This window comes from Agrobacterium sp. LEGMi-208b, from assembly GCF_059511785.1.
On sequence record NZ_CM183445.1, the window covers coordinates 2,559,399 to 2,577,329 of the forward strand.

A 17,931-nucleotide genomic window follows, 5' to 3' on the forward strand; every position below is an offset into this window, starting at 1 on the left:
CCGCATCAGCCGAACAGGGGAATATCCGGCTTGTTGAGCATGAGCCAGATGATGCCGAGAACCGCGAAGAAGGCGGGAAAACCGCAGGCGAACCAGATGCGGTAAAGGCGGAACCACTGGGCCGGCAAGGCTTGTCCGGTGGCGGCGCAATCACGGGCGATATCGCGCAGCCTGATCTGGATCCACACCACCGGCAGCCAGAAAATGCCGGTGAAGACATAAAGGCCAAGCGAAAGGGCGATCCAGCCTTCCGTCAGCGGCCAGCCGATGATGCGCGCCAGAAAATAGCCGGTCACCGGCTGGATGATCGCGGCGGTGGCGGTGAAGATCGTATCGGCAATGACGACCGTGCCGGCCACATGCGCGATCAGCGCCGGGTTTGCCGTTTGGCGTGCCATCACCATAAAAAAGGCGATGCCCGCGCCGGTGCCGAACAGCACCGTCGCGCCGATGACATGGGCGAGCCGCAGCAGTTCCTCAAGCGTCATCAGCGTTCATCCAGCGTGGCGAGGGCAAGGAGCGTCAGGGCGATGGAAGGCAGAACCTTGACAAGGGGACCGAGGGGATCGAGCCACAGACCCGGTTCCAGCAGGCTACCGCCCGTCAGATAGGCGGCGCTGACCAGCAGCATGCCGATGAGCGCCTTTCCGGCGAGTGGGCGCAGTAGCACGGTGATACCGAGGGCGATATCGATGAGGCAGGTGACAAGTGTGAGGGTCACGGCCGGCGCCTGCGGCATGAAGGCCAGAAAATGCGCCGCCGCGCGGTCGATTTCGAACAGCGGAATAAGACCGGACAACAGCCAGAATAGAGACAGGCAGAGGATGACCAGCGGTTTCAGCAGATAAGATCTGGCAAACCACAGGTCCTGCACGCCGGATGGATGGGCGGTCAGCGTCTGTTTCAGGCTCTTGAGCGGCGTCACCGATTGCAACCTCTCTTCGGTGACGATGCCTTCCGACATGACCTTCATGGCGGTCGAGCGGAGCGGGGAGCGCCAGCCGAGCCTGCCCGCGGCATCTGCCAACAGGCTGACGGGCCGTATGAGGGCTGCCGGAAGGTCTACGACGGGTGCGGGGGACAGTCCGAGCCATTGTCGGTGCACGGTAACGACATCCCGCAATGTCAGCGTTTCTTCAGCGGCGAGTTCGAGATCGCTGCCGGGTGGAATTTCACCATCGATGGCCGCACAAACGGCTGCCGCCACATCCACGACCGCGACCGTTCGAACCGGCATTGTGCCATTGACGAGCGGGAGGACGAAAGGAAAGCCGGCAAGCGCGCGCACCAGCGCCGTGCCGCCATGGGCATTGCGCCCGACAACCAGCGCGGGGCGCAGAATGACGTAAGGCAGGTCACTTGCGGTGAGCGCCTGATCGGCATGGCGTTTGGTGGCGAGAAATGGCAGGTCGGCCGCGGCTCCCGCTGTGCGGGCCGATATCTGGATCACCCGCTTGCCGCCCGCCTGCGCCGCCGCCTCGTAAAGCGCCAGCATGGCTTTTTCCTGTGTCGCCGCCAGATCGTCCGACAAGCCGTCCTGAAGTGCGCCGGCGCAATTGACGATGGCGTCGTGATCCCTGACCAGCGTGTCCCAGTCCGCCGCCCGTGTCATGCGGGCGAGATCGGCGGAAATCCAGGTCGCGAAAGGCCACCTGTCCCGCGCGCGGGCGACAGAGCGCGCCAGGCCGCTGACGGCATGGCCACGGCCGTGCAGCCTTGCTGTCACTTCCGAACCGATGAAACCTGTCGCGCCGAGAATCAATATCTTCATGCCCGGCATGATAGCGACCATGACTTAAAAACCAGCCGTGTTTTATTGCCGCATTCTGGCGGGATGATTCATCTTTCGTTCTTTTTCTGTTGCGCATCAGGCTCGAATCCTGCGATGAGGGCGCATGTTATTTTCACCGCAACAGGACGAAGCGCTCAAGGCTGTTTCCCGCTGGCTGAAGGAAGGCCGGACGCCGGTTTTCCGGCTGTTCGGTTATGCCGGAACGGGCAAGACGACGCTTGCCAAGCATTTTGCGGAAAATGTCGATGGCGAGGTGCTGTTTGCGGCCTTCACCGGCAAGGCGGCGCAGGTGCTGCGTTCGCGCGGGGCAACCAATGCCCGCACCATCCATTCGCTGATCTACCGCCCGCGCGGCGAAGAAACGGTGGAGGACGAGGAAACCGGCAAGACCTCGATCGCGCCGATGTTCTCCATCAACCGCCAGAGCCCGCTCGCCAAGGCGGCGCTGATCATCATCGATGAATGTTCGATGGTGGACGAGCAGCTCGGCAAGGATCTGATGAGTTTTGGCACGCCCATCCTCGTCCTTGGCGATCCGGGGCAGCTGCCGCCGGTTTCGGGCGGCGGCTTTTTCACCGAGCAGGAGCCGGATTATCTGCTGTCGGAAATTCACCGTCAGGCCAAGGACAATCCCATCATCCATCTTGCCATGGATGTGCGGGAAGGTCGCGAGATCATGCGCGGCGATTACGGAACAGCGCAGGTGATTTCCAAATCCGAAGTGACGCAGTCGCTGGTGCTCGATGCCGACCAGGTGCTGGTCGGCACCAACCGCACCCGCCGCCGCTACAATCAGCGGCTTCGTGAGCTGAAGGGTTTTACCGCCGATTACCCACAATCCGGCGACAAGCTGGTCTGCCTCCGGAACGATCCGGCCAAAGGCCTGCTCAACGGCTCGCTCTGGCAGGTGATGAGCTCTTCGCGCGAGACGGTGAAGCCCGGCATCAACCTGATGATCCGGCCTGAAGACGACGATATGGATCGCGGCGCGGCCAAGATCAAATTGCTGAAGGCGGCCTTCGAGGATGTGGAGACCGAAATTCCGTGGTCGACCCGCAAGCGTTATGACGAATTCGATTTCGGTTATGCGCTGACGGTGCACAAGGCGCAGGGCTCGCAATGGAACAATGTAGTTCTCTTCGACGAGAGCTATGCCTTTCGGGATTCCCGCGAAAGGTGGCTTTACACCGCCATCACGCGCGCGGCGGAAACCCTGACGATCGTTCGCTGAGATAGAGCATTTCCGGTTAATAACGGGCGCAGCGTCAATGCTCTATCTTTTTGTCTACGCATTGTCCGGACGGAAAACCGCTGTGCACTTTTCCTGGAAATGCCCTGTCAGGCGCGGATGACGCCGAGCAGAACCGCCTTGGCGACTGCCTGAAAGCGGTTGCTGGCATTGAACTTGCCGATGATCTTCGCCTCCAGCATGTTGAGATCGCTGCCGGAAAGGCCAAGAGCACGGGCAAGACGCACCGGGGCATAACCCTCCGCCATCAGTTCCAGGCATTTTCGTTCGGTGTCGGTCAGGGCGATATCCTTCGCCGGCGCCCGTTCCGCGCCATCCATGCCATCCGCATCCTCGTCGGTGACCAGCAACTCCTCGATCTGCTGGGCCTGGCGCTGAAGGGTGGAAAGCTCGGCGGTCAGTTCCCGCTTCCGCTGCCGCAGCGCGGCGTGGAATATATCGTCCGCCTCTTCCTGCGAGAGCGAACGGACGAGTTTTTCCATAATTTCCGTAATTGCGGCGACGGAAATACCCACTTCGCGGCAGACGTTGATGACGGCCATGCGCTGGACGTTGCGGTGGGTGTAGACCCGCATCTGGCCGATGCGCTTGGAGGTCAGCAGCGCTTTTTCCTCGTAAAAATGCAGCGTCCGGTGGGTCACCCCGAAGATATTGGCCATATCGGCGATGGGGACGGGCTCCGCGGGCAGGGAGGAGGGCAGGCTTATGTCAGGTAAAAAGCTGCTGACCCTTAGATTGGGTTTATCCTCGTCGCCGTGACTTCCGAACGGCATACGGCCATCCTGCATTGTCTCCCCCTTTGCGCTCTTTGACAGTGTGCCTGCCTTTTTAAAGGTGTCCGTTGCTTGTTCCCCCAAGCCGGACATGTTTTCCGATCAAGACCTCATGCCAAACGCTACATCAGAACCGTAACGTGTATTGTCTGTTTTCGTTCCCGCAATAATAAAAAATTTGCCGGCCTCCTTGCGATTGGCCTCAACCTGCGTGAAACAGGATGTCAATTCCGAACCGGAGCGCCGATGCCATGCCCGCAAAACTTTCTGTCAATCTGAACGCAATTGCCATGTTACGCAACCGCCGCGATCTTCCATGGCCGGATGTCGCGCATTTCGGGCATATTGCACTGGCGGCGGGGGCAAGCGGCCTGACTGTACACCCGCGGCCGGATCAGCGCCATATCCGCTTTTCCGATCTGCCGATGCTGCGTGCGCTCATCGACGACCGCTTTCCCGGTGCAGAGTTCAACATCGAAGGGTATCCGACCGAGGATTTTCTCGTTCTTTGCGAGAAGACCCAGCCGGAGCAGGTGACGCTGGTGCCCGATGACCCGTCGCAGGCGACGTCAGACCATGGTTGGGATTTCCGCAAACACGGCGTTTTCCTGAAAGATGTGGTGGGACGCCTGAAGGCGGGCGGCATGCGTGTTTCGCTTTTTGCCGATGGCGACGGAGACCGCGAGCCGGTGGAGCTGGCGGCTGAAACAGGTGCGGCGCGTATCGAACTTTACACCGGCCCCTATGGCGGCTGTTTTGACGATCCGCAAAAGGCTGACGCGCTTGTCGAGAAGCTGGGGCAGACGGCAGACCATGCCAAAGCGCTCGGCCTTGCCGTCAATGCCGGCCATGACCTTACGGTCGCAAACCTGCCCAAGCTGATGAAACATATCCCTTATCTGGCCGAGGTTTCCATTGGTCACGGGCTGACGGCGGATGCGCTGGAGTTTGGCATGGCTGAAACAGTCCGGCGTTTTTGTCGCGCCTGCGGTCAGGCTATTGCATAACCAAAGTCAATTTTTTTGCCTATAGTTAGCTGGCGCATGCTCCGTGCGCGAGCTTTTGAAGGCAGAGACATATGCAAGAACATCATGTTGTCGTCGTGGGTGGAGGCTTCGGCGGTTTGCAACTGGTACACGGGCTGGAGGGGGCCCCTGTCCGCATCACCTTGATAGATCGCCGCAATCATCACCTGTTCCAGCCATTGCTGTATCAGGTGGCGACCACGGCTCTCGCGACATCCGAAATTGCCTGGCCGATCCGCCATCTCTACCGCGACCGCAAGGAGGTGACGACCTTGCTTGCCGAGGTGACCGGTGTGGACCGGGCGGCACGAACCGTCCATCTGAATTCGGGTGAAGCGATCCACTTCGACACGCTGGTGCTGGCCACCGGCGCGCGCCATGCCTATTTCGGCCGTGACGAGTGGGAGCGTTCCGCCCCCGGCCTCAAGACGCTGGAAGATGCAACGACAATCCGCCGCCGCCTGCTTCTGGCCTTCGAAAGGGCCGAACTTGCCACCAGTGAAGAGGAACGGCAGGCGCAGCTGACCTTCGTCATCATCGGGGCAGGCCCGACGGGCGTGGAAATGGCCGGCATGATCGCCGAACTGGCCCACAAGGCGCTGCCGGCGGAATTCCGCAATGTGGACACCCGGAAGACCCGTGTGCTGCTCGTCGAAGCCGGGGCCCGCGTCCTGCCTGTTTTCACCGAGGACCTTTCCGCCTACGCCAAGGAAGCGCTTGAGAAGCTCGGCGTCGAGGTTTTGCTGGGCACGCCGGTGACGGCCTGCAGCGACGAGGGTGTGACGGTGGGCGAGACCTATTATCCCTGCCGCACCGTCGTCTGGGCCGCCGGGGTGCAGGCGTCGCCCGCCGCCAAATGGCTTGATGCCGCCGCGGACAGGGCGGGGCGTGCCATCGTCGGACCGCATCTCAATCTGGAAGACGATGCCGATATCTTCGTCATCGGCGATACGGCCGCCGTCAATCAGGAGAACGGCAAGCCGGTGCCGGGCATTGCGCCCGCGGCAAAGCAGCAGGGCGCTTATGTTGCGAAGGTCATCAGGGCGCGGCTGGAGGGTAAGCCTTTGCCGGCGCCTTTCCGTTACAGCCATCAGGGCAATCTCGCCACCATCGGTAAACGCGCGGCGGTGATCGATTTCGGCAGGTTCAAGCTGAAGGGCGTGCTGGCGTGGTGGATATGGGGGCTTGCCCATATCTACTTTTTGATCGGGACCCGGTCGCGGCTTGCCGTGGCGTGGAGCTGGCTGTGGATTTATCTGAGCGGCCAGCACAGCGCGCGGCTGATTACCCAGAAAGAGACGCTGAAGGACGAGGGTTGAGGCTAAGAGCGAGGCCGTGCTTCCCGCCCTCGTACTTCTGTCGCTGCGCCAAACTTCTCCTCCGTCATGCCGGACTTGATCCGGCATCCAGCCACGGCGCGTCCGCGCCGTGAGGAGAGTCCTTTGCGATCAAAGACTTGATCGTGCTGGACCCCGGATCTAGTCCGGGGTGACGGAGTGAAGATGTGGCATCTTTGCCCAATTCAACGCTCAAGCGTCGAGCGAGGCCATGTCGATGACGAAGCGGTAACGCACGTCGCTCTTCAACACGCGCTCATAGGCTTCGTTGACGTCCTTGATGTCGATCTTCTCGATTTCCGAAACGATGTCGTGCTTGCCGCAGAAATCCAGCATTTCCTGGGTTTCCTTGATCGAGCCGATCATCGAGCCGGCCAGCGAACGACGGCCGGGAATGACCGAGAATGCGTGGACCGGGATCGCATGTTCCGGCACGCCGAGCAGAACCATCGTGCCGTTGACCTTCAGCAGGTTGAGATAGGCATTCCAGTCGATTTCGGCCGAGACGGTGCACAGGATCAGGTCGAAGGTGCCGGCGAGCTTCTCGAAGGTCGAGGCGTCGCTGGTGGCGTAATAGTCCTTCGCGCCGAGCTTGAGGCCGTCTTCCTTCTTCGACAGGGACTGCGAGAGAACGGTGATATCAGCGCCCATGGCCGAACCGATCTTCACGCCCATATGGCCAAGGCCACCCATGCCGACAATTGCAACCTTCTTGCCGGGGCCGGCATTCCAGTGCTGCAGCGGCGAATAGAGCGTGATGCCGGCGCAGAGAAGCGGCGCAGAGGCGTCAAGAGGCAGGTTTTCCGGGATGGAAAGGACGTAGTCTTCCCGAACGACGATATGGTCGGAATAGCCGCCCTGGGTCGCGGTCTTGCCGTCTCTGTCGACGGAGTTATAGGTTCCGACGAGACCGGGCATGTACTGCTCATTGTCGAGGTCGCGTGTGGCGCAGCCAACGCAGGAATCGACGAAACAGCCGACGCCGACATGGTCGCCGACCTTGAACCTGGTGACCTTGGAGCCGACGGCGCGCACGACACCGGCGATTTCGTGACCCGGAACGATCGGGTAAACGGCGTTCTTCCATTCATTGCGGACGGTGTGGATGTCCGAGTGGCAGATGCCGGCATATTTGATATCGATGACGACGTCGTCATCATTCGGCTCGCGGCGTTCGAAGGTGAACGGGGTAAGCGGCTTCGACGCGTCGGTCGCAGCATAACCTCTTGCAATAGCCATCTGAATATCCTTTCGGGAGTTGGGGACGGCGGACTATGCGATGGAAGCGTCAAGGGGCGTTAGAGCGATCCTCCGAGCTTCTTGCACGATCCTGCAAAAATACCCGTGTGCTCTTTGCGGATGGCGGGCGGCTTTATAAATAAGAGACATCCAATATGTCTCTTCCTTCAGTCAGGGGATTTTCCCTCATGTCCTTGCCGTTCAATGTCTATCAGGAGATTGCCTCCATCGCCGCGCGGCACGCTACCCAAGACGGTGAGGCGCGCACGGCGATCGAATCCCTCGGTATCAGTCGGCGCACGATACCCAGCGCGCCATGTCACGGCAGTTACCGTCCCTCGCTCGCACTCGTGATCCAGGGCTCGAAAAGCGTTCAGCTGGGCACGGACACCATCAATTATGGCGCCGGCGACTATCTCCTGACGTCACTGGATCTGCCGGTTGCCTGGCGGGTGGTGGAGGCGAGCAGGGAGGTGCCGCATTTCTGCATCGCCCTTGCCATCGACAGTGAGAAGCTGCTTGATCTTATGAGCCGCGTACCGATCGATCCACCTTCGGAGCCCGCGAATGGGCAACGCGGCATCGTCGTTAACAAGGCCACACCGGAGCTTCTCGATGCGGCCATCCGGCTTCTACGCTTGCTCGATCGTCCAGCTGACATTGCCGCCATGGCGCCGCTGATCGAGCAGGAAATCCTCTATCGCATCCTGACCGGACCGGCCGGCGGGCAGCTGATGAACATCATCGCGGCCGGCAGCCATGGCAACCGCATCGCCCGCGCCATCGCCTGGCTGCGCGAGAATTTCGCACGCCAGCTGCGCATCGAGGATCTTGCCGAGCACATCGGCATGAGCGTCTCGTCCTTCCATCACCATTTCAAGACGATCACGGCGATGACGCCGGTGCAGTACCAGAAGCAGCTGCGGCTGCATGAGGCGCGCCGGCTGATGCTTGCGGAAAGGCTGGATGCGGGCACGGCGGGCCATCGTGTCGGTTACCAGAGCCCCTCGCAGTTCAGCCGCGAATATAGCCGGTTTTATGGACTGTCGCCGTCGCGGGATATTGATGCTTCGCGTGAGATAGCGGCGGGGTAGATTGGTTCGTTGGAAGGTCGCGTGTTGACTGGCGGACCGAAGGTGGGTGTGGCTTTACCCCCCTCTGCCCTGCCGGGCATCTCCCCCTCAAGGGGGGAGATCGATCTGCGGCGAGGTCTCGCCCATCTTGAAGCTTGAGAGTGAAGCGACAAGGGGGCCTCTTGCCGATCTCCCCCCTTGAGGGGGAGATGCCCGGCAGGGCAGAGGGGGGTAAACCACACGTACCTCGATCCGATACCGACGCACAACCTCCTTGAGGTTACCCGCAAGCCTCCATCCATACCGCGGGGCAGCGTCAATCTTATCTCCCTTTAAAGAATCCGCTTGACCCCAACGCTGCCTCCGCTTAAATGGCGCTCGAACCGTACCGTACGGTACATTAATCGAGCCCTGGAGTGGAAAAGACTTGGCTTCCGACCCGATCACAGCGCAGGAATTTTCGCCGCGCCAGAACGCCGTTCTGGATCAGGCATTGCGTCTATTGGTCGAGGGCGGCGAGAAAGCGCTCACCACATCCGGGCTGGCGCGCGCCGCCAACTGTTCGAAAGAAAGCCTCTACAAGTGGTTCGGTGATCGCGATGGCCTGCTGGCGGCGATGATCACCTTCCAGCAGAGCAAGGTCCGCACCTTCGAAAAGGCCGGTGACCGCGTCTCCGCGCCGCAGCTTGCCGATCACCTTGAGGTTTTCGCGCATGATCTGCTGGACGTGCTGGCGGGCGACGTGTCGCTGGCGCTCAACCGTCTGGCCATCGGCCAGGCGAGCCGAGACGGTTCCAAGCTCGGTGATCTGTTGCTCGAGCGTGGCCGTCGCCAGATCGACCGTCGGGCGCGTGGACTGATCGAAGCGGGTCGCCGTTCCGGCTATCTGCGTTTCGATGACGCCGAGGAGGCGTATCGCAGTTTTTACGGTCTCATCGTTTCGGATCTGCATGTGCGCATGCTGCTGGGCGAGGCACCGGACAAGGATTTTTCCGCCCGGGCAAAGAAGGCGGTCGTCGCCTTTCTGACGCTCTACGGGACGGAAAAGGTACATTCGGAACTCAGCGGCAAACCCGCCTGAGATTCCGGTTCAGACAACTGAGAGACAAGCATTAGGGAAGGACCATAAAATGCGCGTTTATTATGATCGTGATGCCGATCTCAATCTCATCAAGTCCAAGAATGTCGTCATCGTCGGTTACGGTTCCCAGGGCCGCGCCCATGCGCTGAACCTCAAGGATTCCGGCGCCAAGAACGTCGTCATCGCTCTGAAGGCCGGCTCGCCGACGGTCAAGAAGGCCGAAGCCGACGGCTTCAAGGTCATGACCGTTGCCGAAGCCGCCAAGTGGGGCGACCTCCTGATGATGGCGACGCCGGACGAACTCCAGGCCGACATCTACAAGGCTGACATCGCCGGCAACATCCGCGATGGCGCAGCGATTGCCTTCGCACACGGCCTCAACGTTCACTTCGGCCTCATCGAGCCGAAGGCATCGCTCGACGTCGTCATGATCGCACCGAAGGGCCCCGGCCACACGGTTCGCGGCGAATACCAGAAGGGCGGCGGCGTTCCCTGCCTCGTTGCCGTTCACCAGAACGCTTCGGGCAACGCCCTTGAACTCGCTCTGTCCTACGCCTGCGGCGTTGGCGGCGGCCGTTCGGGCATCATCGAAACCAACTTCAAGGAAGAGTGCGAAACCGACCTCTTCGGCGAACAGGTCGTTCTGTGCGGCGGTCTCGTCGAGCTCATCCGCGCCGGTTTCGAAACGCTGGTCGAAGCCGGTTACGCTCCGGAAATGGCCTATTTCGAGTGCCTGCACGAAGTGAAGCTGATCGTCGACCTGATCTATGAAGGCGGCATCGCCAACATGAACTACTCGATCTCCAACACGGCCGAGTGGGGCGAATACGTCACCGGTCCGCGCATCATCACCGCCGACACCAAGGCTGAAATGAAGCGCGTCCTGCACGACATCCAGACCGGCAAGTTCACCTCCGAGTGGATGCAGGAATGGAAGGCCGGCGCTGCCCGCTTCAAGGGCATCCGCCGCAACAACGACGCCCACCAGATCGAAGAAGTCGGCGCCAAGCTGCGCGGCATGATGCCCTGGATCGGCAAGAACAAGCTGGTCGACAAGGCCGTCAACTAAGCTTCCCTAACGGGAAAACAGGAAGGCCGGAGCGAAAGCCCCGGCCTTTTTTGTTTTCGATGCCGGCTTATTCCCGATCACACGATGGTGTCGTCTTCCTCGACAACGACCGAAACGGGGAAATGATCGGAAAAACCGCCGAGATTGACGTTTTTGACCGCATCGCCTTTCGACAGGCCGAAGCGGATCGGTCCTTCGTTCTTGCTGTGGCTGACCATGGCGGCGATGGCTTCCACCTTCGCGGTTTCCTCGCGCACCTTGAACCCGCTGCCGCCGCTCAGAAGCGATTTGGAAACAAGGATCTGGTCGAAGATGTTGGCGTCTCCGTTGAAATAAAGCGTGCCGTAGATCGTTCTTGCCGAACCGACGGAATCCACCACCGGCTGGCGCAGATAGTTCCAGGCGAGATTGTAGAACATGGCCGATTGCGAGTTTTCGACATCGTCGCGCTCGCGGGTGGAATTGGCGTGATAGCGGAGCGAGGCGTCGGAAGGATCATCGTTGAAATCACCGAAGGCGATGACGGCGATATCGTTTCCTTTTTCTTCCCGGATACGCTGGTGCCAGTAGCCCAGCGTTTCGCCGGCGGTCATGCGGAAACCGGCGCTTTCCACCGCGCCGCCCGAGCGTGACGGCCAGTGATTGGACAGCGCGACAAGCTGGCGGCCGCCTTTGGTGATGAAGGTGCATTGCGTAATGTCGCGCGTGCCGGTGCGGCGCATCACGAAATGGCTGAAAATCTCGTTTTCGTTGATCAGCAGCTTTTCGCTGTCGTAAATGAAGGCGGTATCGATGCCGCGCTGGTCCTTGCTGGAATCGGCGTGCACGACACGATAGGAGCGCGCGGGCATGAGGTCGTTCAGATGTTCCGCCAGCGTCTCCAGAACGAAACGGTTCTCGACTTCGCAGACACCGAGCAGATCCGGTCCCGCGCCGCCGATCTGGCTTATGATCAGGCCGAGCTGTTTGACCTTGGTTTTGAACAGGTCCTCGGTCCAGCCTTTAAGGTCGTTCTTCAGCCGCTCCGCAATCCACGGCTCGCGCGCCGGATAACCCTCCGGCGCAAACAGGTTTTCGACATTCCAGAACGCCAGGACATATTGGGTCATGATCCGCACACCTCCGGTTGGTTTTTTCAAGCCTAGTGGAAGTTTTTGCCATAACAACTTGAAATTGTCATGAAGGTGGGTGGGCGGCGCAATTTTCCCGTCGTCGGCCTTAGGTGGCTGGCGGGATGACGCCCTTCGTCAGGAGGAAGCAGCCGTAAAACCGGGTTTCGCCCGTCGTGATGACGCAATAGGCTTGTTTGGCTTTTTCGTAGAAGGCGAAACGCTCGATGCCATACATGGGGGCGGATTTTCCTTCCGCCGCGTCGATTTCCTTCTGCACCTCGGCCTGCACCGGCTCCAGCTGATCGGGCGCGCCCATCACTTCCATGCGGCCGACGGAAGGCTGCAGCGGCGTGTCGAGCGGCAGGACGGAGAGGATGGCTTTCATGGCGCGGGCGGCGGAGACGTTGTCGATATGCAGCACCTTGCCGACGGTCGTCTGGCGGGCCACCGAATCGGAAGGGAAGTTGGTGTCGGAGATCACCAGCGTATCGCCGTGACCCATGGCGCGCAGCGCGTGCAGGACATCGGCATTCAGCGCCGGGTCGATATTTTTCAGCATGTCGTCAAACTCCCGTGATGCTTTCGCCGTGTTGCGGCGCGCGCGCAATGCAGCCGGAAAACCATGCGGCGTCAATCGCAAAGGTGTGATTGTGAAGCTTTGCGCAAGGGTGTATTTGGCTTTGTCCGTAAAATCCGGCTCCAAGGCGGGCCGGCTGCGGGCAATGTGCAGGGAGGCAGAAATAATTCGAAAAACTGATAAGTCAGTATTGCTGACGTATCGACATTTCTGTAAAGATGCACGCATAAAAACGACACAAGAGGAAACGTACCCATGCTTGATTGGGAACAAATTTTCGCCACGCGCTCTTCGCGCATGAAAGCGTCTGAAATCCGCGAGTTGCTGAAGCTGCTCGAGCAACCCGATATCATCTCCTTTGCCGGTGGCATTCCGGACCCGGCTCTTTTCCCCGCAGAGGAATTCCAGCAGGCTTACGCGGAAATTTTTTCGGGTTCGCAGGTCAACGCGGCGCTGCAATATTCTGTCAGCGAGGGTTACAAGCCGCTGCGCGAATGGCTGGCAGGCGAAATGGCCGAGATCGGCATTGATTGCACCGCCGACAACGTCTTCATCGTTTCCGGTTCGCAGCAGGGTCTCGATTATCTTGGCAAGCTGTTCCTGTCGCCGAAGGATACGGCGCTGGTGACCTGGCCGACCTATCTCGGTGCGCTTTCCGCCTTCAACGCCTACGAGCCCAATTACGACCAGCTGAACCCCGGCGGCAACCGTACGCCCGAGGCCTATCGTGAGACGGCCGCCAAGCTTGGCGGCGCGGTGAAGTTTGCCTATCTCTCTGCCGATTTCTCCAATCCGACCGGCGAAACCGTCGATCTGGCCGGCCGCGAAAAGGTTCTGGCGCTGGCCGATGAGCTCGATATCGCCGTCATCGAAGACGCTGCCTATCAGTCGCTGCGTTACGATGGCGAGGCGGTTCCGCCGATCATGGCGCTCGACATCGCCCGCTCGGGCGGCATCGAGAACACCCGCACCATCTATTGCGGCAGCTTTTCGAAGACGCTCGCCCCCGGCCTTCGCGTCGGTTACATCGTTGCGTCCGCACCTGTTATCCGCAAGCTGGTGCTGATGAAGCAGGCCGCCGATCTGCATTCCTCGACCATCAACCAGATCGCCATCGAACGGGTCGCTTCGCGCGGCTTCGATAAACAGGTCGCCAAGATCAAGGCGGCCTATAGCGCGCGCCGCGATGCGATGCTGGCCGCGCTCGACAAATATATGCCGAAGGGCACGCGCTGGACGAAGCCTGAGGGCGGCATGTTCATCTGGGTGACGCTGCCTGAGGGCATGGATGGGGCCGCACTGCTGGCGAAATCCATCGCCACGGAAAAGGTGGCCTTCGTTCCCGGCCGTGCCTTCTTCGCGGATGGCTCCGGTACGAATACGCTGCGTATCAGCTTCTCCTGCGCCAACGAGGCGATGATCGAGGAGGGCATGAAACGGCTTGGTCGGTTGATTGCGACGGCGCAGGCGGAAACGGGCGAGGCGATCGCGGCGATTTGAGGGGGCTGGCGATGAGGCCTTGAAAGGCGGAGGGTGTGGCTTACCCCCCTCTGCCCTGCCGGGCATCTCCCCCTCAAGGGGGGAGATCAGCAAGACGCTCTACCGTTACTCCCCTCTCAAGCGTCGAGATGGGCGAGGCCTAGCCACAGATCGATCTCCCCCCTTGAGGGGGAGATGCCCGGTAGGGCAGAGGGGGGTAAACCGCGAGTGCTGAGGGGCAATGTTACTCTCAATCCTGACAGCCCCAAGAGATCCCGCCCCAAAAATCCTGCCTGTCACATACATGTTATGCAATCATGTTTTAGCGGTCCCACCGAACAACAGGGACTGGACCCATGAAAACGCTGCTTTCCGCTTTCACCGCCGTCGTATCGCTCGGCTTCATCGCCACCGCCGCCAATGCCGCCGATCTGGTGCTTTACACCAGCCAGCCGAACGAGGACGCGCAGGCGACCGTTGATGGTTTCAAGGCCGCCAATCCCGGTCTCGAGGTTGAATGGGTGCGTGACGGAACGCCGAAGATCATGGCCAAGCTGATGGCCGAGATCAATGCCGGCAATCCGGTTGCCGACGTGCTTCTGATCGCCGATACGGTAACGCTGGAGCGCATGAAGCAGGCCGGCCAGTTGCTGGCCTACAAGTCTGCCGAAGCCAAGAATATCGATGCCTCGCTCTATGATGCGGATGGCTATTATTACTCCACCAAGCTCATCACGACAGGCATCATGTACAACACTGCCGCCGCGATGAAGCCGACGAGCTGGAAGGATCTGGCGAAGGCCGAAGCCAAGGGTCTCGTGACCATGCCGAGCCCGCTCACCTCGGGTGCGGCGCTGATCCATGCGCAGACGCTTGCCGCCGCAAACGGCCTGGGTTGGGACTATTACAAGCAGCTGAAGGCCAATGAAGCCATTGCCGGTGGCGGCAACGGCGCGGTTCTGAAGTCCGTCGCTTCGGGCGAAAAGGCTTATGGCGTTGTCGTCGACTACATGCCGATCCGCGAAAAGGCCAAGGGCGCGCCAGTCGAGTTCGTCTTCCCGGAAGAGGGCGTTTCGGCCGTCACCGAGCCGGTTGCGATCATCAAGGGCACCAAGCACGAGGAAGCGGCCAAGAAGTTCGTCGATTACGTGCTGTCCGAAAAGGGCCAGCAGGGCTTCGTCAAGCTCGGTTACATCCCCGTGCGCGCAGATGCCGGCATGCCGGAAGGCTTCCCGGCCCGCGACAAGATCAAGGTTCTGCCGCTCAGCGCCGCCGACGCGTTGAAGAACTCCGAACAGGACCTGAAGACCTTCTCCGATATCTTCGGCTCCAAGGGCTGATATAGGGTAATGACCCGTTCCAAGGCTTATGGAAGCAGCCAGCCGCGCTGGCTGTTTCCTTTTGTGGTGAGTGTCGTTTTTGCACTCAGCGCCCTGCCGCTCGGGCGTCTCGCCTATACCGGCATCATTTCGTCACTGAATGGTGACATACGGCGGCTTCTGGCTGATCCCGCTCTCTGGGATGCGGCGCTGAACACGCTCTCCACCTCGTTTTTCGGCATGCTGATCTCGCTTGTCATCGGCGGCGCCTTCGCGCTTGCACTGACGCTGTGCGACATCCGCGGCAAGTCGATTTTGAGCTTCCTTTTCATGCTGCCGATGATGATCCCGCCGCAGGTGACGGCGCTGTCGTGGATCGGCATGACCGGCCCGTCGAGCACGCTTTTGAAAGCCATCGGCCTTGCGCCGGCGATGGGATCGCCGCAGCCGCTTTATTCAATTGCGGGCATCGCGCTTCTGCTCGGCGTGCAGCACGCGCCGCTTGTCTATTTGTCGCTACGCGCCGGGCTGCTCGCCTTGCCGCAGGACGGCATCGAGGCCGCCAAGCTTTCTGGTGCATCACCGCGCCGCGTGTTGTTCGATATCATCCTGCCGCTTTCGACGCCGGGATTGATCGCCGGGGCGGCGATCTCCTTCGTCTCCAGTGTCGGCAATTTCGGCATTCCGGCGATCCTCGGCATTCCGGCCTCGATCTTTACCCTGCCGACGCTTATCTACAGCCGTTTTGCCAGTTTTGGCACCAGCACATTCGGCGATATCGCCATTCTCTCCACCATGATTGCCATCATTTCCGTGGCCGGGCTTGCGCTTCAGGAGCGGGCGATGAAGGGCAGGGACTATCGCATCATCGGCCTTTCCGGCAAGGCGGCGACCTTCCGGCTTGGGCTTTGGCGGGTGCCGGCGGAGCTTATTCTGTGGCTCGTGCTGTTCTTCATGCTGGTGGCGCCGCTGACGGCACTGGTGGCAAGCTCGCTCGCCCCCGCCTATGGCGTGCCGCTCAGCCTCAAGACGGCGACCTTGCACGCCTATGAGGAGCTGCTTTACCGGCAGAGCGTAACGCGCACCGCTTTCCGCAATTCGCTGTTTCTGGCGACAGCCACGTCGCTTTGCCTGCTGGCGGTGACGGTGCTGACGGCCTATTTCCTGGTGCGCGGCAAGAGCCGCTTTATGTTCCTGCTCTCGGCGCTGGTAGATATTCCCTATGCGCTGCCGGGCGTGGTGATTTCCGTGTCCTTCGTGCTGCTCTTTGCGGCCCCCATTCCGCTGCTGGGCGTGACGCTCTACGGCACGATCTGGATCATATTGCTTGCCTATTTCTCTTCTTTCTTCGCCGTCAGCCTCAAACCCATGGTCAGCGCCTTCCTGCAATTCGATCCGTCGCTGGAGGAGGCGGCGCGGCTCTCCGGCGCCGGTTTCTGGCGGCGGCTGAAAGATATCATCCTTCCGCTGGTCGGGCCTGCGGCGGGCGCTTCGGTCATTCTCGTTTTCCTCATCGCCTGCAATGAGCTGACGGTCTCGGCGCTCCTCTGGTCCGCCGGCACCCAGACGCTCGGCGTGCTCATCTACAATCTCGATGACAGTGGCAGTTTCGATCTTGCCTCGGCGCTTTCGGTGCTTGTCGTCATCATGGTGATTATCCTCATGGCTCTGCTCGAAATTCTGGGGCGCTATCTGCCGAAAGGAGTCGTCCCTTGGCGAAACTGATCCTCAACCGTCTGTCGAAAAGTTTCGGGGCAGGTTCCAAGCCCGCCGTGGACGACGTGTCGCTCACCGTGCGTGACGGCGGTTTCCTGGCGCTGCTCGGCCCTTCCGGCTGCGGCAAGACGACGGTGCTGCGCATGATCGCCGGTTTCGAACAGCCGACCGATGGTTCCATCCTGCTTGGCGAGCGAGTGCTGGCCGATGCCGGCAGCATGGTGCCGCCGGAGCGGCGCAACATGGCGATGGTGTTCCAGTCCTATGCGCTCTGGCCGCATATGTCGGTGGCGGATAATGCCGGTTATCCCTTGAAGGTGCGCGGTATTTCGGGGGAAAAATATCGCGAAAAGGTGCGTCAGGCGCTTGCCGCCGTCCGCCTTGAGAGCTTTGCCGACCGCCGTCCTGCCGAATTGTCCGGCGGCCAGCGTCAGCGCGTGGCGCTTGCCCGTTGCCTCGTTACCGAGCCGGACGTGGTGCTGCTCGACGAGCCACTCGCCAATCTCGACCGGCATCTTCGCCAGGAGATGGAGGAGACGTTCCGCGAGTTCCACATCCGCTCCGGCGCGACGATGATCTATGTCACCCATGACCAGGCCGAAGCCATGGCGCTGGCAACCGACGTTGCCGTCATGTCGCAGGGCAGGCTGCTGCAGGTCGCGCCGCCGGCGGAGCTTTATGCGCGGCCCGAAGGCAGGCTGGTCGGCTCCCTGGTGGGGCAGGGGGCAATCGTGACCTTGCCCGTGCCGGAAGGGACTTCGCGCGATCTCGACTGGACGGGGCTTCGGGCGGCGATGGAGAGCGGCAGGCAATTGCCGCAGGCGGATATTCTCGTGCGGCCGCAGGATGTGGTGCGGGATGCGGATGGCATCGCCTGCACCGTTACCTCGGTTCTTTATGAGGGCGAACGCTATGCCCTGCGTCTCGACCTGCCGGATGGGCAGGCGCTCAGGGCCTATTCGCGCGAAGCGGTTGCAGTTGGGGACCGTTTGCCGGTGGCTATTCGTGCGGCTTGGCGGCTCTAAGGTAAAAAGGATGCCTCCCTCATCCCTGTGCTTGTCACAGGGATCCAGTCAGCCCAAGTCCTTGG

The 17,931-nt window shown here is 60.8% G+C and carries 16 protein-coding genes; 10 read left to right on the top strand and 6 right to left on the bottom strand.

Going from position 1 to position 17,931, the window contains the following annotated elements; genetic code table 11:
- Positions 1–5: 5 nt before the first annotated feature.
- Positions 6–488, bottom strand: a complete 483-nt coding sequence (locus tag AC5YUO_RS12350; protein WP_496153503.1) for a DUF2269 family protein — start codon at positions 486–488, stop codon at positions 6–8.
- Complete coding sequence (locus AC5YUO_RS12355) at positions 488–1,771, bottom strand: SDR family oxidoreductase (protein ID WP_496153504.1); 1,284 nt, start codon at positions 1,769–1,771, stop codon at positions 488–490. Before AC5YUO_RS12355 ends, AC5YUO_RS12350 begins: the two co-directional genes overlap by 1 nt.
- A gap of 124 nt (positions 1,772–1,895) precedes the next feature.
- Here AC5YUO_RS12355 and AC5YUO_RS12360 point away from each other — a divergent pair, with 124 nt between their 5' ends.
- Entirely contained in the window at positions 1,896–3,023 is a 1,128-nt protein-coding gene (locus AC5YUO_RS12360; protein ID WP_059756749.1) for an ATP-dependent DNA helicase, read from the top strand.
- Between the two features lie 107 nt (positions 3,024–3,130).
- On the opposite strand, the gene AC5YUO_RS12365 is transcribed toward AC5YUO_RS12360, so the two are convergent.
- Complete coding sequence (locus AC5YUO_RS12365; protein WP_400813370.1) at positions 3,131–3,829, bottom strand: MerR family transcriptional regulator; 699 nt, start codon at positions 3,827–3,829, stop codon at positions 3,131–3,133.
- Between the two features lie 236 nt (positions 3,830–4,065).
- Here AC5YUO_RS12365 and AC5YUO_RS12370 point away from each other — a divergent pair, with 236 nt between their 5' ends.
- Positions 4,066–4,821 carry a pyridoxine 5'-phosphate synthase gene (locus tag AC5YUO_RS12370; protein ID WP_496153505.1) on the top strand — a complete coding sequence of 252 codons (756 nt, stop codon included), beginning with the start codon at positions 4,066–4,068 and terminating at the stop codon, positions 4,819–4,821.
- Between the two features lie 71 nt (positions 4,822–4,892).
- Positions 4,893–6,158, top strand: coding sequence for an NAD(P)/FAD-dependent oxidoreductase (locus tag AC5YUO_RS12375; protein WP_496153506.1), 1,266 nt, complete (start codon positions 4,893–4,895; stop codon positions 6,156–6,158).
- Between the two features lie 210 nt (positions 6,159–6,368).
- Here the strand turns inward: AC5YUO_RS12375 and AC5YUO_RS12380 are convergent, their stop codons facing one another.
- The gene (locus AC5YUO_RS12380; protein WP_496153507.1) at positions 6,369–7,415 is read right to left on the bottom strand and encodes an NAD(P)-dependent alcohol dehydrogenase; all 1,047 of its coding nucleotides are present in this window, start codon (positions 7,413–7,415) and stop codon (positions 6,369–6,371) included.
- 188 nt (positions 7,416–7,603) lie between these two features.
- On the opposite strand from AC5YUO_RS12380, the gene AC5YUO_RS12385 reads away from it, so the two are divergent.
- The 3 genes from AC5YUO_RS12385 (at position 7,604) to ilvC (ending at position 10,638) form a co-directional block, all read left to right on the top strand.
- Positions 7,604–8,509, top strand: a complete 906-nt coding sequence (locus tag AC5YUO_RS12385) for an AraC family transcriptional regulator (RefSeq protein ID WP_496153508.1) — start codon at positions 7,604–7,606, stop codon at positions 8,507–8,509.
- Positions 8,510–8,915: 406 nt separating this feature from the next.
- Entirely contained in the window at positions 8,916–9,569 is a 654-nt protein-coding gene (locus AC5YUO_RS12390; protein WP_003507581.1) for a TetR/AcrR family transcriptional regulator, read from the top strand.
- A gap of 49 nt (positions 9,570–9,618) precedes the next feature.
- A complete protein-coding gene (gene ilvC / locus AC5YUO_RS12395; RefSeq protein ID WP_035260000.1) occupies positions 9,619–10,638 on the top strand; it encodes a ketol-acid reductoisomerase in 1,020 nt (339 codons plus the stop codon).
- A gap of 77 nt (positions 10,639–10,715) precedes the next feature.
- Here the strand turns inward: ilvC and AC5YUO_RS12400 are convergent, their stop codons facing one another.
- Positions 10,716–11,747 (bottom strand): endonuclease/exonuclease/phosphatase family protein, encoded by a 1,032-nt coding sequence (locus AC5YUO_RS12400; protein WP_496153509.1) that lies wholly within the window; start codon positions 11,745–11,747, stop codon positions 10,716–10,718.
- 109 nt (positions 11,748–11,856) lie between these two features.
- Positions 11,857–12,309 (bottom strand): RbsD/FucU family protein, encoded by a 453-nt coding sequence (locus tag AC5YUO_RS12405; RefSeq protein WP_400813378.1) that lies wholly within the window; start codon positions 12,307–12,309, stop codon positions 11,857–11,859.
- A gap of 273 nt (positions 12,310–12,582) precedes the next feature.
- Between AC5YUO_RS12405 and AC5YUO_RS12410 the strand changes: the two genes are divergently transcribed.
- From AC5YUO_RS12410 to AC5YUO_RS12425, 4 genes are all read left to right on the top strand, one after another.
- Positions 12,583–13,827 (top strand): aminotransferase-like domain-containing protein, encoded by a 1,245-nt coding sequence (locus AC5YUO_RS12410; RefSeq protein ID WP_496153510.1) that lies wholly within the window; start codon positions 12,583–12,585, stop codon positions 13,825–13,827.
- 335 nt (positions 13,828–14,162) lie between these two features.
- Positions 14,163–15,146 carry an ABC transporter substrate-binding protein gene (locus AC5YUO_RS12415; protein WP_496153511.1) on the top strand — a complete coding sequence of 328 codons (984 nt, stop codon included), beginning with the start codon at positions 14,163–14,165 and terminating at the stop codon, positions 15,144–15,146.
- A gap of 9 nt (positions 15,147–15,155) precedes the next feature.
- A complete protein-coding gene (locus AC5YUO_RS12420) occupies positions 15,156–16,850 on the top strand; it encodes an ABC transporter permease (protein WP_496153512.1) in 1,695 nt (564 codons plus the stop codon).
- Positions 16,838–17,866, top strand: coding sequence for an ABC transporter ATP-binding protein (locus tag AC5YUO_RS12425; protein WP_496153513.1), 1,029 nt, complete (start codon positions 16,838–16,840; stop codon positions 17,864–17,866). Before AC5YUO_RS12420 ends, AC5YUO_RS12425 begins: the two co-directional genes overlap by 13 nt.
- The last annotated feature ends 65 nt before the right edge of the window (positions 17,867–17,931 follow it).

What these genes read in the sequence shown, in the direction of transcription:
- AC5YUO_RS12350 (WP_496153503.1), bottom strand. Translation starts at nt 488, where the DNA reads ATGACGCTTGAGGAACTGCTGCGGCTCGCCCATGTCATCGGCGCGACG.
- AC5YUO_RS12355 (WP_496153504.1), bottom strand. Translation starts at nt 1,771, where the DNA reads ATGAAGATATTGATTCTCGGCGCGACAGGTTTCATCGGTTCGGAAGTG.
- AC5YUO_RS12360 (WP_059756749.1), top strand. Translation starts at nt 1,896, where the DNA reads ATGTTATTTTCACCGCAACAGGACGAAGCGCTCAAGGCTGTTTCCCGC.
- AC5YUO_RS12365 (WP_400813370.1), bottom strand. Translation starts at nt 3,829, where the DNA reads ATGCAGGATGGCCGTATGCCGTTCGGAAGTCACGGCGACGAGGATAAA.
- AC5YUO_RS12370 (WP_496153505.1), top strand. Translation starts at nt 4,066, where the DNA reads ATGCCCGCAAAACTTTCTGTCAATCTGAACGCAATTGCCATGTTACGC.
- AC5YUO_RS12375 (WP_496153506.1), top strand. Translation starts at nt 4,893, where the DNA reads ATGCAAGAACATCATGTTGTCGTCGTGGGTGGAGGCTTCGGCGGTTTG.
- AC5YUO_RS12380 (WP_496153507.1), bottom strand. Translation starts at nt 7,415, where the DNA reads ATGGCTATTGCAAGAGGTTATGCTGCGACCGACGCGTCGAAGCCGCTT.
- AC5YUO_RS12385 (WP_496153508.1), top strand. Translation starts at nt 7,604, where the DNA reads ATGTCCTTGCCGTTCAATGTCTATCAGGAGATTGCCTCCATCGCCGCG.
- ilvC (WP_035260000.1), top strand. Translation starts at nt 9,619, where the DNA reads ATGCGCGTTTATTATGATCGTGATGCCGATCTCAATCTCATCAAGTCC.
- AC5YUO_RS12400 (WP_496153509.1), bottom strand. Translation starts at nt 11,747, where the DNA reads ATGACCCAATATGTCCTGGCGTTCTGGAATGTCGAAAACCTGTTTGCG.
- AC5YUO_RS12405 (WP_400813378.1), bottom strand. Translation starts at nt 12,309, where the DNA reads ATGCTGAAAAATATCGACCCGGCGCTGAATGCCGATGTCCTGCACGCG.
- AC5YUO_RS12410 (WP_496153510.1), top strand. Translation starts at nt 12,583, where the DNA reads ATGCTTGATTGGGAACAAATTTTCGCCACGCGCTCTTCGCGCATGAAA.
- AC5YUO_RS12415 (WP_496153511.1), top strand. Translation starts at nt 14,163, where the DNA reads ATGAAAACGCTGCTTTCCGCTTTCACCGCCGTCGTATCGCTCGGCTTC.
- AC5YUO_RS12420 (WP_496153512.1), top strand. Translation starts at nt 15,156, where the DNA reads ATGACCCGTTCCAAGGCTTATGGAAGCAGCCAGCCGCGCTGGCTGTTT.